At 64.0% G+C, this 12,580-nt stretch carries 10 protein-coding genes, 2 pseudogenes and 1 riboswitch; of the genes and pseudogenes, 7 read left to right on the top strand and 5 right to left on the bottom strand.

The window, feature by feature from the left end; all coding sequences use genetic code 11:
• Positions 1 to 4: 4 nt before the first annotated feature.
• Genes MFF55_RS08255 through MFF55_RS08245 form a run of 3 tightly spaced genes read left to right on the top strand, consistent with a single transcriptional unit; the run spans position 5 to position 2,443 of the window.
• Complete coding sequence (locus tag MFF55_RS08255; RefSeq protein WP_238243607.1) at positions 5 to 1,018, top strand: ImmA/IrrE family metallo-endopeptidase; 1,014 nt, start codon at positions 5 to 7, stop codon at positions 1,016 to 1,018.
• Positions 1,015 to 1,701 (top strand): C1 family peptidase, encoded by a 687-nt coding sequence (locus MFF55_RS08250; RefSeq protein ID WP_238243606.1) that lies wholly within the window; start codon positions 1,015 to 1,017, stop codon positions 1,699 to 1,701. Before MFF55_RS08255 ends, MFF55_RS08250 begins: the two co-directional genes overlap by 4 nt.
• Positions 1,673 to 2,443: a thymidylate synthase family protein gene (locus tag MFF55_RS08245; protein ID WP_238243605.1), complete on the top strand. Its 771-nt coding sequence runs from the start codon at positions 1,673 to 1,675 to the stop codon at positions 2,441 to 2,443. Before MFF55_RS08250 ends, MFF55_RS08245 begins: the two co-directional genes overlap by 29 nt.
• On the opposite strand, the gene MFF55_RS08240 is transcribed toward MFF55_RS08245, so the two are convergent.
• On the bottom strand, positions 2,416 to 3,114 hold the full coding sequence (locus MFF55_RS08240; protein WP_238243604.1) for a uracil-DNA glycosylase: 699 nt from the start codon (positions 3,112 to 3,114) through the stop codon (positions 2,416 to 2,418). The two genes, MFF55_RS08245 and MFF55_RS08240, sit on opposite strands and share 28 nt — an antisense overlap.
• Positions 3,111 to 4,274 (bottom strand): nucleoside triphosphate pyrophosphohydrolase family protein, encoded by a 1,164-nt coding sequence (locus tag MFF55_RS08235; protein ID WP_238243603.1) that lies wholly within the window; start codon positions 4,272 to 4,274, stop codon positions 3,111 to 3,113. Before MFF55_RS08235 ends, MFF55_RS08240 begins: the two co-directional genes overlap by 4 nt.
• A 675-nt stretch (positions 4,275 to 4,949) precedes the next feature.
• Here MFF55_RS08235 and MFF55_RS08230 point away from each other — a divergent pair.
• A complete protein-coding gene (locus MFF55_RS08230) occupies positions 4,950 to 5,351 on the top strand; it encodes a hypothetical protein (protein WP_238243602.1) in 402 nt (133 codons plus the stop codon).
• 137 nt (positions 5,352 to 5,488) lie between these two features.
• Here MFF55_RS08230 and MFF55_RS08225 read toward each other — a convergent pair whose 3' ends face one another.
• A complete protein-coding gene (locus tag MFF55_RS08225; RefSeq protein WP_238243601.1) occupies positions 5,489 to 6,550 on the bottom strand; it encodes a tyrosine-type recombinase/integrase in 1,062 nt (353 codons plus the stop codon).
• 186 nt (positions 6,551 to 6,736) lie between these two features.
• Between MFF55_RS08225 and MFF55_RS08220 the strand changes: the two are divergent.
• Positions 6,737 to 7,549, top strand: a pseudogene (locus MFF55_RS08220) (IS3 family transposase); the annotation flags it as partial.
• Between the two features lie 236 nt (positions 7,550 to 7,785).
• Here the strand turns inward: MFF55_RS08220 and MFF55_RS08215 are convergent.
• Positions 7,786 to 8,574 (bottom strand): annotated as a pseudogene (locus MFF55_RS08215) (transposase); the annotation flags it as partial.
• Between the two features lie 29 nt (positions 8,575 to 8,603).
• Here MFF55_RS08215 and MFF55_RS27280 point away from each other — a divergent pair.
• Complete coding sequence (locus MFF55_RS27280; RefSeq protein WP_444980372.1) at positions 8,604 to 9,494, top strand: carbohydrate porin; 891 nt, start codon at positions 8,604 to 8,606, stop codon at positions 9,492 to 9,494.
• On the opposite strand, the gene MFF55_RS08205 is transcribed toward MFF55_RS27280, so the two are convergent.
• Positions 9,439 to 10,382, bottom strand: a protein-coding gene (locus MFF55_RS08205; protein ID WP_238243600.1) for an IS630 family transposase whose coding sequence is annotated in 2 segments (ribosomal slippage) — positions 9,439 to 10,046 and positions 10,046 to 10,382 — 945 coding nt in all. Because the reading frame shifts where the segments join, the coding sequence is not laid out codon by codon here. The two genes, MFF55_RS27280 and MFF55_RS08205, sit on opposite strands and share 56 nt — an antisense overlap.
• Positions 10,383 to 10,606: 224 nt before the next feature.
• Positions 10,607 to 10,806: riboswitch (cobalamin riboswitch) on the top strand.
• Positions 10,807 to 10,955: 149 nt separating this feature from the next.
• On the opposite strand from MFF55_RS08205, the gene MFF55_RS08200 reads away from it, so the two are divergent.
• On the top strand, positions 10,956 to 12,580 hold a 1,625-nt coding region (locus tag MFF55_RS08200), incomplete at its 3' end, for a TonB-dependent receptor (protein WP_238243599.1).

The raw sequence follows: 12,580 nt of genomic DNA, 5'->3' as shown, positions 1-12,580 counted from the left end.
GCGCATGGCCGCCGCCGATTATGCAGGCGCAGTGCGGGCCGGGACCATGGCGGCCGCGCGCCTCCATCAAACGCTCGAGATGCGTGGCATGGTTGAGGCGCGTGGAGGACCCGTCGATATCTTCGGCGCGATCCAGGCCCTCGATCTGCCGTTGCTGCTGCGCCCTCTGCAAGGGTTGCTCGGCGCCTATCTCAACGATCCCGCGCCGGGCATTCTCGTCACGACGCAGCGGTCGATGGCAATCCAGCGGTTCACCGCCGCGCACGAACTCGGCCACTACGCCATGAAGCATCTGCCGAGCCTCGATGACGAGAGCATTCTGCGGCGCATGCCGATGACAGGTGCATCAGCGGAAGACTTCCAGGAAGTCGAGGCTGACGCCTTCGCGGTCGGATTCATGATGCCGCGCTGGCTGATCCAATGGCACTCCGCGCGCCAGGGCTGGACGGTGGACGACTTTCGGCGACCAAACCGGGTGTATCAGCTCGCTCTGCGGCTCGGTGCCAGCTACGAGGCTACATGCTGGACCCTCGTGCGCCACCGGATGATTGCGGTGGCCTTGGCACGCGAGCTTCAGCAGACGCAGCCGCGCGAGTTGAAGGTCGCGTTGCTGCAGGACTATCGACCCCAGGATTATCGGGGCGATGTCTGGCTGCTGACCGAGCGCGACGCCGGAACTCGCATCGATGGGAGCCGAAACGACCTCTTCGTGCTCCGTCTCAAGGAGCATAGCGGGGGCGGCTATCTCTGGAACATCGAGCAGCTCGCGGCGAGCGGTTTCGCGGTTGTTTGCGATGCAACGGAAGCCACCGATGGCGACGGCATCGGCGGCCCTGTCATCCGTCGCGTAACTGCGACGCCCGAGGAAGGCGGTCGCGGATCGTTGCAGCTCGACGAGCGCCGGCCATGGGAGCCCGATCCGCCGCTCTCCCGTTTGCAGCTCGACTTCGATCTTACGGGACCCGAAGAGGAAGGCCTCTCGCGGGCCGAGCGGCGGAGGCTGCTTGAAGCCGCATGACCTCCGTGACCATTCTCAAAGATCTGCGGTCCGAGTTCGGAGCGGCCCGCAACCAGGGATCGCGCCCGACCTGCCTCGCCTTCGCGGCGAGCGACGCGCACGCCGCGTTGCGGCTGGGGTGGTCGCCGCTGTCGTGCGAGTTCGCCTTCTACCACGCGCAGCAGCGCGCAGGACGATCGCCTGACCAGGGCGCAACGCTGTCGGCGATGCTGGCGACGCTGCGTCACGAGGGGCAGCCGGAGGAGATCAGGTGGCCGTATCTCACGGCGCCTCCTACCGATCCCGCTCTGTGGTCACCGCCTGCGGCGGTCGGCCCGCGATTCGGAAGGGCCGGCGCACCTCATGCTCACGCCGTCGATGCGATTGTTGCCGAGCTCGACGCGGAGCGTCCGGTCATCCTGCTGCTGAGGCTGTCTCGATCCTTCTTCATGCCGACGCTCGAAGGGGTGGTTCAGCCGGCGGCTGGTGAGGCGCCCGACCCCGCGCGGCGGCACGCAGTGGTCGCGGTCGGTCACGGGACGATCCAGAGCGGGCGCGCGATCCTCGTGCGCAATAGCTGGGGTCCGGGTTGGGGTGTCGGAGGCCATGGCTGGCTGACCGAAGGGTTCATCGTGCCGCGCCTGTTCGGGGCCGCGCTTCTCACGGAGGATGTCGATGTATCTGCCCGTCCCTTCGCAGCCTGACTGCGCGAGCGCCTGGCGCGAAGCGGTGCGCCGTGTCGACGACATGCGCAATCACGAAGCCTACAACGTAATCATCGACATTGATGATCCGACGGCGGCATCGACAGTCGCACATCCGGGCGTGGCAACCGTCGACGGCTTCCTCGCCGATCGGGCAAAACCGATCGAGACGGTCGCAAACACGATCTTTCCGACCTCGCTGTACCTGCGGCACGGCGCGCCAGCGTTCTTCGACGTGTTCAACGATCGGGTCTTGCCGAAAGTGCGCCGCGGCGGTCGGTGGTCCGGCTACTATTTCGAGCGGATGATCGCTTACCAAGGAACTACTGGGGTTCCGCCAAACCAGCTGTGGGACATCGTCGAGCGGATGAACGACGACAGCGTGCGGGCGCTCAACAAGTTCGAGCTCTCGTTGTTCGATCCCATCCGCGACGTCGACAACTCCGTCTACGGCGGTCAGTGCCTGAGCTTCATGAGCTTCAAGATCGTTCCTGGTTCACCGCGCAAGGTGACGCTTACGGCTCAGTACCGGAACCATTATTATGTCGAAAAGCTGCTCGGAAATCTGATCGGCCTGGGCCGCCTGATGGCCTTCGTTGCCCGCGAGACCGGGCTGGAAGTCGGTCCACTGACCGTGGTGTCGACCCACGCGAAGATCGACCAGCCTGCCGGCGCCACGCGCGGGGAGATTAAGGCTCTCCTCGCGCAGTTCGATCAGGCCATTGCCCCACTCGCGGCCTGAGATGACAGAAAGGGTAGCTCCGGAGCGGGGTCGTTTTTATGTAACCCGTAGATCGCATGCACGCCAGCAATGAATTCCGATTGTCCGCCATAGCTCGGGTGGCGGACCGTCATCACCGGGATTTCGATCCCGGAGAGTGCCAACCCGGCATCGCGCCCGATCGCCACAATCCGACGCGGCGCGATCATCGCAATGAGCGCGGTCAGGAAGGGCCAAGTGGCGTCTCGCTCAGAGCGAGTGTGGCAACGGTTGGAAAGAGAATCGTCCGGCTCGTGTGGATGCAGCGGGAAGATGTTCCAGAGGACGGCTGGCGCCTCGATTTGCGTGAGAACCCGCCAGACGACCGCGGCCGTGCGCTCGGCGACGACGGGGCCTCGCGTCGCGCGGTCGAGCGTGATCCCGCCGAGGAGCGCGCTCGCGGACGTCAGGTGAACCTCGTCGGTGAGTGGCACGCCGGTTCGGCGCCCACCGCGATAGCCAAGATCACGGGCGATCCAGATCGTGTCGACCTTCGTCTCGATCGACGCTTCCAGGCAATGAACTAGATTGCGCTTGCGGACGCGCGCACCGTCATCGCGGTCGTGGAGGACGCAGTGATCGCGATAGGGGTTGAACACCGACTTAAGCGCCGTGTCGGCAAGAGCGTCGGCAAAGGTGCGAGGCGTTTTCACGAAAGCGGCTCGATTGTCATTTGATGCTTGTCCAAGTCGAGAATGAGACGTCCGCGTCGGTGCTCGCGCAGAAAGCGGAACGCCGCGTAGCCTTGAAGGATGGCTTCTTCCCAAAGCCATAACGGGCATCGTTCGGCCTCGTAGCCCACCACGAACTGCCGGACGTGCTTCAGCAGGTCGAACGGCAGGTCGCCCGGCTTCATACCGTCAAACAGGTCGAGTTCAATTGCCTGCCCGAAGATCCAGGTGGTGATCCCCTCCTCGATCAGCGTCGCGCGGGCGCCATCTTGCGCCTCATCGACCTTCGGGGCGGATTTTCTTTTCAGGCGGAAGAGCGCGCGGGTGACTGGCGACCAGCCCAGCACGGCAACGTAGGCGTAGTGGAAGGCATCGTGGAATCGGTAGTCGTCGGCGGCCATCGCGTTATCGGTCAGCCGATCCCCGATGTTGATGCCGTTGCAGCGCTGGAAGACGAAGGTGCGCCCTCGAACCTGCCGCTCGAAGATCTCGATGGTGAGCCTGCGTGGTAGGCGTTCCTCTGGCTCCGCGTTTGCGTCGAGAGGCGCTGGATAGTGGCGCTGGCGCGGCCAGCGGTCGGCGATCTTGGCGAGGTTCTTGACCGCCGCCGCCTCAAGCGTAACACCGGCCTCGTTGGCCGCTTGAATAAGCGTCCGTGCGATGACCGCCAAACGGCTGCGCGGAAGGTTATCGCGCTCCTCCGTACCTCGCTCCTGGAGATCCATCACGAGAAGCCCGATTTCACCCGCCAGCTTCAGCAGCGTGCGCTCGAAAGCGATCGTCGGTTCACCCGCCCGGGACATGATGGCGGGCTGCAAGGCCGCCAGCGTGATCGTGCCGCTGGCGCCCATCGTGGATGCAGCCTCGACGAAGACATCGGACAAACGGACGTTCACGCGGGACGCGACCGCCGCCAGATACCAGAGGACATCGCCGAGCTCCTCGACGACGGCTCCCGCGTAGCCACGGTAGGAGGCATGATCGCGCTGCTTTTTCTTGACCTCGCTAAGGAGGCTCCCTGCCTCGCCGAAGAGACCGAGGAGCGGGAAAGCTAGGGAACCGCCGTCACTGTGCTGATCGGTGAGCGCCGCCTGCGCCGCGTAGTCCGCGATGGTGAGGGGAGCGAAGGTCTCATCGGTCATACAACAAGCGCTCGCTTGGTCACGGTTTCTGCGGCCCAGACATCGCCGACGCCCACGCTGTTACCTACTCGCCCCTGGCAACCGTTGCCTTCGCCAGCCTCGACGTTGGCAGAGACATCGGCCGGGCGTCAACGTCTGGTCTCCTGCCGGTCCAGTTCGACGCATCCTGTGGTAATCAGGTGATGCCGCTGGGCACGGCACACCTTTGCCCTCACCAACAGGTTCATTGGCGACTTCGTTCGGTGACTTTTATCGACGACTGCGAAGAGTGCCCGAAGGGCTTAAGCCGTTTTCAAGATAATGAGGTCGCTTTGCGTCGACGATACGTCTGCGTCGAAAGTCCTGCAGCATATGCGTCGCTGTGTTGATACTGACCTTCTCAGCAGAGGCATTGGACAATTTTCGTCATGTGACCGGATCATCCGGTATTGCATGATCCAGTTGTCGATGAAGGCGCAAGGGCATTTTTCAAAGCCCCCCGGAGGAGGAGGAGGAGGAGGAGGAGCCGGTCGATCCTACCTGACTAACGAACTGGCTTTGGACCGGGCTGATTGGGAGTATCAGTCAGGACTGGACGTGCAGATGCCAAGCATGGATGGCAGGTAAGCGTCCCGACGCATCCGGGCGCTCGGCGGCCCGCTCAAGACGCTGTCAATCATCGCCACGACTGCGAACGTGCTGCCGCGCGACGTAGACTCGTGCCAGGCCGCCGGCACGAACGCACATGGTGGAAAGCCGTTCGTTCCCGATCACCTTCGCGTCGTCATCGTGCACTGGGCAGGAGCCAACGCTCCTGCTGGATTGGACAGCGCTATGCGGACCGAGGTGGCATCCGGACACAACGCGGCCACGCTCGACGATCACGTGGAGATGATCGGCGGTAAGATGGCGGTCGCCATGCTGGCAAAATTCGTGGCGGATCTCGACCGCAGTCTCAAAGGCGAGCCGATCGATACCACCGGAGGACGCAGCGTCGCCAGCGATGCGCACGCTCTGATTTTCCACCGCCGGCATGTTCGGGTTTTACGCCATTTCGCAAGCGTGCCGGAACTTGGAGACGGGCATCAGGTCGACTGAAGGCGATGGCACCGATGCTCACACCCATCTGAGCCTCGTTCGCGATGCGATGGCGTCCGCGGATGCGAAAGCCAAGGAGATCCAAGAAGTGCTGGAGGCACGAAAATCTGCGTAACAGCAAGAGTAGCCGGTTAAAGCTACATACGGTTCTGAAGGCTCGCAAGCTTACGGGCGGCACCACGCTGTGCCCTAAGGCGCTCGCCGTACCGGGCCGGCATGGCCGGCGTCTTCCACGAACCCGCCTGCATGACCTCGAGGAGCTCAAACCCGGCGGCAAACATGTCCTGCGTCGCGCCGACGCGCGTCGAGTGCCCGGAGGGGGGGCGGGCGAGCTTCACGCCAGCAGCCAAGGCGATCTCTCTATATATACGGTACACCTCGGCACCGCCGAGCGGCGACGCTCCAACACGGCCACCCTTGGTCAAAGGCCGAAACAGAGGGCCATGCGTCAGGCCTGCCTGCACGAGCCATGCGGAGACCCGCTCCATCGTGTCGGGCGCGAGATACTTGATCGCGCCCTCTCCCTCCTGGTCGGTTTTGGAGCGGCGCACCAGGATGGTTCCTGAGCCGTCAGCCGTGCGCTCGACATCCTCGACGTGCAGCGCGACGAGTTCCGAACGGCGCAGCAGCGTGTCGTAGGCGACCGCGACGAGGGCCGCGTTGCGCAAGCCGATGAGCGGCACTTCCGGCTCGGCTTCCGTGACGCGTTTATGCCGGCGGGTCGTCGCCTTTTGATCGAGCATGCGCTCGATGTTCGGGCGGTTGAGTGGCTCGGCCTGCTTTTGACGCCGGCCCTTGGTCCGGCTGATGCGCTTGACCGCGAGCCGGACAAGCTCATCATTGCAGGGATTCGTTAGCCCAGCCGCGCGGTGGAGAGCGGCGATCGACGAGCGGTAGCGCTCGACCGTGGCGCGGGACTTCACCTTGGCTTGCGCATCCAAAAAGTTCGTGACGGTCTGCGGTGTTGCAGGCAACATCGCGTGCTCGTTTTCACGGCACCAAGCGGCGAAGATCCGGCTGTCGGTGGCGAGCGCGCGCAGCGTGTTGTCAGCGAAGGCGCCGCGCGCGGCGCGAGCGTGCTGCTCGAAGCGTTCAGCGAGAATCTCGAGGTCGGGCGACCGCTCTTCTGCGAGTGGGACGGGGAGGGGACGTGAGTCGCGAATCTGAGAACGGTCAGGAACATCGGCTTCAAGCTTCATAGCCGGAGCTTAGCCGCCCAGATCCTAACGATCCACAAATTCGCTATGATAACCGTCATTATCGTAGACAATTTGGCCGTTTCCTGATTGGCGGTGGCGACCGTGGTGTGGTCCTGACCCAGCGAACTGGTCCATTTCGCTCGCAAGTTTTTCGGGCATCCTGAACCCTGAAGGAGGGTGGATGCCATGACTCGCAAACGCTTTACGAACGAACAGATCGCCTTTGCCCTGCGGCAGGCAGAGAACGGCGCGACGGTGGACGAGGTCTGCCGGAAGATGGGTGTATCCGAGCCAACCTTTTACCGGTGGAAGAAGCAGTTCGTTGGCATGGGCGTGCCGGAGATCCGTCGGCTGAAGCAGCTGGAGGACGAGAACAGCAAGCTTAAGCGATTGGTCGCCGACCTGACGCTGGATCGCTCCATGCTTCAGGACGTACTCAAGCGAAAGTGGTGAGGCTTAGCCGTTCGTCGTGAGGTCGCTGGTCACCTGCAGGTGGCCTACGGCATCAGCGAGCGTCGGGCCTGTCAGGCCACGAGCTTTGGCCGCTCGTCTCAGCGCTACCGTAAGCGCTCGGACCCGCAGGTGGCGCTACGAATGCGGCTCAAGGAGCTGGCCGCAGCACGGGTCCGTTACGGCTATCGGCGCCTCCACATCCTGTTACGGCGGGAGGGCTGGGCGGTGAACCATAAGCGCACTTACCGGATCTACCGCGACGAAGGGCTGTCGATCCGGCCTAAGCTGCCCAAGCGCAAGCGAGCTTGGCGCTATCGCCAGGGCCGGCCAGCGGTGGGTGGACCAAACGAGGTCTGGGCGCTGGATTTCATGTCAGACAGCCTCTTCGACGGGCGTCCATTCCGGATCCTGACCGTCGTCGATTGCCACACGCGAGAGGCGCTCTCACTCACCCCGCGAGCCAACTTCCGCGCGTTCCAGGTGGTCGAGGTCCTGGACACGCTGGTTCAGCTACGGGGTCGGCTCAAGAGCCTGAGGGTCGACAACGTCCTACGTAGCGAGGAAACACGGCGGGTCGGGCAACAGGTCTCTGCCCGCGAACATGCGCTTGCGGCGTGATCGTCGTCAACGTCGATCCAGGTGGCTCCTGCCAATCTGGAAGAACTCTCGGCCATAGCGAACACAGGATCCAACCGGCACGTAGCGCCGTGGTCCTCACCGTCCTCAACACGAGATGTCGATCCAGGCAGGAGACCCGAGCATTGTCTACAGGGTCGTGGCTCTCACGCCCTCACGGCTCTGCTGAGAGGGGTTCTCCCACCTGGCACCGGCCCCTCGACGAAGGGCCGGTAGTCGGCACCGGTCTTGATGACGGCGTGCACCACGCGCGCCATCTTGGCGGTGATCGCGGTCAGCGCCTTGCGCCGCAGGTCGGCATTGTGCCGGTCACGGGCGATGTAGCGCTCGAACTTGTCGCGGAAGCCGTTCTCCCGCTGCCGGATGGCGACCTGTCCGGCCAGCCAGAGGGTGCGCCGGAGCCGGGCGTTGCCGTACTTCGACAGCTTGGTCTGACCGCGGAAGGTACCGGACTGCTGGGTCGCCAGATCCAACCTGCAGAACTTCAGGAACTGCCGATGGTGGCCGAAGCGGCGCAGATCGCCGGTCTCGGCCAGGATAGTCAGGGCGTTGATCGGGCCGATGCCAGGGATGCGGCGCAGCAGCTTGTAGTCGGAAGAGTCCGTCAGGAGTGCCTCGGCCGCGGCCTCGATGGCGTCGCGCTGCTGGATCAGGCCGCGCACCTCGCCGATGACGAGCCGGAACATGCTCACCGCCGGAGCATCGGGTGGCACCGGCAGTCCGATCGAGCTGCGGGCCGTCTCGTAGATGTCCCCGAGCAGCTGCGCCTTGGCGACCTTGCGCCCGACCACGTCCCAGGCAGCAGCGATGAAGGCCTCCTTACTCAGCGCGGTGATGCTGGCAGGCGTGGGGAAGCGATCGAGGAAGGCGAAGAACCAGTCCGAGCGGCTGTTGTGCCGGAAGCGGTCGACCTCCGGAAAGTAGAGCGGCAGGTAGTCCGGCCTATCCTGTTTTGACGCCCGGCGTGCGGTTGCGATACGATCCGGATGAAAAGACGTCTGCCCTTGTTGCTATCTTCAACGGCGTTCCTGGCGAGCAACGGTTCGCTAATAGAACCGGCACGAACTTCCCGATCGGCGATCCGCCGTTGGTCATGGCAGAGGTGCAATACCGCGACAACCAGGAGCAGGTCGCCGAGGCCCTGGCAACCAGACTAAAGCTAGGCGGCTACCAGCATTTCGGCAATTTCGACGACCAGCGTTTCGATAGAGTCGGCGTCTCGCTCGCGAGTCTGTCCAGTGACGGAATTGCTCGTCGGATCCGCGGCAGCAGCGGTATCTATGGCGTGATCGACCAACAGATCTATCGGCCTCAAGGTGGGGATCATGAGAGTGGCGTCTCACTCTATGCCCGCGTCGCAGGAAGCCCATCGGACGTCGCGCTCGTCGATATCTGGGCCGATGGGGGCATCGTTTTCGCGAACATGATCGATGGCCGGCCTAACGACAAATTCGGCGCGAGTTTCATTTATGCCAAGATCGCAAGAGTGCCCAAGCCTTTGATCGCGACGTTGCACGCGTCACCAAAGCTTTTCAGCCAATCCGCAGTCATGAGGCCACGCTCAAGCTTAGCTACCAAGCTCAGATCGTACCCGGCTGGCTCGTGCAGCCCGATTTTGGATACATTTTCAATCCTAGTGGCGGTGTCGTCAATCCGAGCAGACCTCAAGAGAAGATCAAGAGCGGCGCCGTCTTTGGCATCCGGTCGACGATCTTTTACTAGAGCATCGGGCCGACAGACGGTTTTCGGCTTTCGGGAAAATCCGATGCGAAAACACGACGCTCTAGAGCGTTTTCGGTTTAATCTGGTTCGTATCCTGCGGCGGCGAAGAAGTTGGCGCACTCTGCGGGCGTGACGGTCTCGATGAGCCGCCCGATGGCCGCCCACAGTCCCTCGACGGTGCGCGCGGCTGCCTTGCGCAAGCCCGCCTTGAGCTTGGAGAAGGCCATCTCGACCGGGTTGAAGTCGGGGCTGTAGGGCGGGAGGAACAGCAACCGCGCCCCCGCGGCTTCGATCGCCGCTCGCACCGCCGGACCCTTGTGGCTGGAGAGGTTGTCCATGACGACGATGTCACCGGGAACGAGTTCGGGCACCAGCACGCGATCGACGTAAGCCTGGAAGGCGTCGCGGTTGATCGGCCCATCGAGCACGAAGGGTGCGGCGATCCCGGACAGGCGCAGGCCGGCGACGAGGGTCGTAGTCTTCCAATGGCCGTGCGGCACGGGCGAGCGCAGCCGCTCGCCGCGCGGAGAGCGCCCGCGTGTGCGGGCCATGTTGGTGGAGGTCCACGTCTCGTCGAGGAACACGAGGCGGGTCGGATCGCGATCGGGCTGGCCCTCGAACCAGGCCTCGCGCGCAACCCTCACATCCGGCCGCTCTTGCTCGGCGGCGTGGGCTGTCTTTTTTTGTAGCTGAGATCCCGCGCGTCGAGGAAGCTCCACAGCGTGCCGAGCCCGACCGTCAGACCGTGCTCGTCCCGCAGCCGGGCGCGCATCTCCTCCAGGGTGATGTCCACCTTCTCGTCGATCAGGCCGCGCAGGAACGCCTCGTGCGGATCGAGCTTCGAGCGGCGTGCCCGTCCTTGCGGACGAGCCGCCACCGTCCCGGTCGTCGTCAGTGCGGTCATCCAGCGGATCGAGGTCGCGACACCGACCCCAAATCGCGCTGCCGCCTGCCGGCACGACGTCGCTGCCGCAGCATCCACGACACGCTCGCGAAGATCCTGGCTGTAGGGTCGGCCCATCCATCGCTCCTCATCCAGAGCGAGCAGTGAATCAGCCCACAAGCCCCACGTGAACCCCACCCGTCCGATTCAGCCCAGACCGAAAACGCTCTAGATGCAAATAAAAGTAAATGACTGGTCTTACCATCAGCGTTTGAACCTCATTTGATTAGGGAAATCATTTCTGCCCGTAGGATCTAACTTAGGAGAATGCTCGAAAGGCCTTGACGAGCATCGAAACCAATGCGAGCTTCAAATGCGACGGTTCCCCTCGGGGATCAAAAGGGAACGAGGTGAGGGTGCTTGGCCCGATGCCGCGGCTGCCCCCGCAACTGTAAGCGGCGAGCCCATCATCAACACGTCACTGGACGCTCCGGCATCTGGGAAGACGATGAGAGGGCAGTGACCCGCGAGCCAGGAGACCTGCCGTCAGTCGTGGTCACACGCGAAACGCGTCGGGCGGGGTGTCCTGATGGGTGTCGAGACGGGTTCCTCCCTCCAGGAGGGCTCGTGGAGACGAGTTCGCGGTGACGTGCCACTGCCGTCGCCCGGGGTCTCCCGATGTCTTCCATTGCTCTTATCGCGACAGGCTTGATGCCGTCGCTTCGCTCTGCGTCCGCCCTTTCACTATCGGCCGTCTTCGCCTTCGTCGGGTTTGCCCCTGCACTGGCTCAGGAAGACGCGCTGCCGCGATCCGCGCAGGCCGGGTCTGTCACGCTCGATACATTGTCGGTCATCGGTTCCGGCTCTGGCGCCGGCAACGGGCCATACACAGCCGCCCCGTCCGGGCTCAACCTCGCTACGCCAAGCCGCAGCGGCAGCCGGCTGAACCTCACGCCGCTGGAGACGCCGGCCAGCATCGAGATCATCCCAGGCCAGAAGATCCGCGAGCGCGGCCAGAACAACGTCACCGACGCAGTCACCCAGAACGCCACCGGCATCACCACCATCGGCGCGCCGGGCAACGGCGGCACGTCCTACACCTCGCGCGGCTTTGCCGGCCTGAACTCGGTCATGCAGCTCTACGACGGCACCCGGCTCTATGTCGGCGCGGGCACCATCACCTATCCGTTCGACACCTGGAACGTCGATCGCATCGAGGTGCTGCGCGGCCCGGCCTCGGTCCTGTTCGGCGAAGGCGCCATCGGCGGCATCATCAACGTGGTGCCCAAGAAGCCGACCTTCGTCTCGATCAACGAGGCGCGCGCCGCCGTCGGCTCGGACGGGATCAGGCGTCTCGCCCTCGACAGCGGCGGCGCCGTCGGCGAGCAATTCGCCTACCGCTTCAACATCAGCGGCAACGTCGCGAACGGCTGGCTGCGGGAGAACGGCGACTTCCGCAATCTCGCGATCTCGGGCTCGCTGCTCTACCAGGCCACACCCGACCTCGCCTTCACCCTCTCGAACGACTACGGCTACCAGGAGCCGATGCGCTACTTCGGCACGCCGCTGATCAACGGCGGCATCGATCCCCGCACCCGCTTCCGCAACTACAACGTCGACGACAGCCGGATCATCTTCAAGGACAACTGGACCCAGCTCAAGACCGAGTGGAGCCCGAGCGCGGACATCACGATCCGCAACACCGCCTACCGCCTCACCTCGGCCCGGCGCTACCGTGACGTGGAGAGCTACCGCTTCGCGCCCGGCACGGGCCGGATCAACCGCAGCGACTACATCGAGATCTTCCACGACCAGGAGCAGACCGGGAACCGCTTCGACATCACCCACCGAGGCAGCTTGTTCGACATCCGCAACGAGTTCGTGGCCGGCTTCGACGTCAACCACATCGACTTCCTGCACACCAACAACGCGCCTTACGGCGGCACCAGCAGCGTCGATCCCTTTGCCTTTGATCCCGGCCGGTTCCTGCGGGTGAACGGGACCAGCCCCGGCTACCGCACCAGCACGAACCAGTACGCGGTCTTCGCCGAGGATCGCCTCATCCTCTCCGACCAGCTCTCGCTGATCGCCGGCGTGCGCTACGAGGCGCCGACTTTGCGCCGTGAGGACCTGCGCACGCCCTCGGCAAGCTTCACGAAGGATCTCAGCGCGGTGAGCTACCGCTTCGGCGCCGTCTACACGCCGGTACCGGGCACGGCGCTCTACGCCCAGTATGCCACGGCCGTCGATCCGGTCGGCAGCCTGATCACCTTGTCGCTGACCCAGAAGGACTTCCAGCTCTCGACCGGCGAGCAGGTCGAGGTCGGCTACAAGCA

The sequence above is a fragment of the Methylobacterium iners genome (assembly GCF_022179305.1).
Taxonomy (GTDB): Bacteria; Pseudomonadota; Alphaproteobacteria; order Rhizobiales; family Beijerinckiaceae; genus Methylobacterium; species Methylobacterium iners.
This window is presented reverse-complemented; position numbering and strand designations above follow the sequence as displayed.

Coding starts and splice junctions, on each gene's coding strand:
- MFF55_RS08255 (WP_238243607.1), top strand. CDS start 5: ATGGCCGCCGCCGATTATGCAGGCGCAGTGCGGGCCGGGACCATGGCG.
- MFF55_RS08250 (WP_238243606.1), top strand. CDS start 1,015: ATGACCTCCGTGACCATTCTCAAAGATCTGCGGTCCGAGTTCGGAGCG.
- MFF55_RS08245 (WP_238243605.1), top strand. CDS start 1,673: ATGTATCTGCCCGTCCCTTCGCAGCCTGACTGCGCGAGCGCCTGGCGC.
- MFF55_RS08235 (WP_238243603.1), bottom strand. CDS start 4,274: ATGACCGATGAGACCTTCGCTCCCCTCACCATCGCGGACTACGCGGCG.
- MFF55_RS08225 (WP_238243601.1), bottom strand. CDS start 6,550: ATGAAGCTTGAAGCCGATGTTCCTGACCGTTCTCAGATTCGCGACTCA.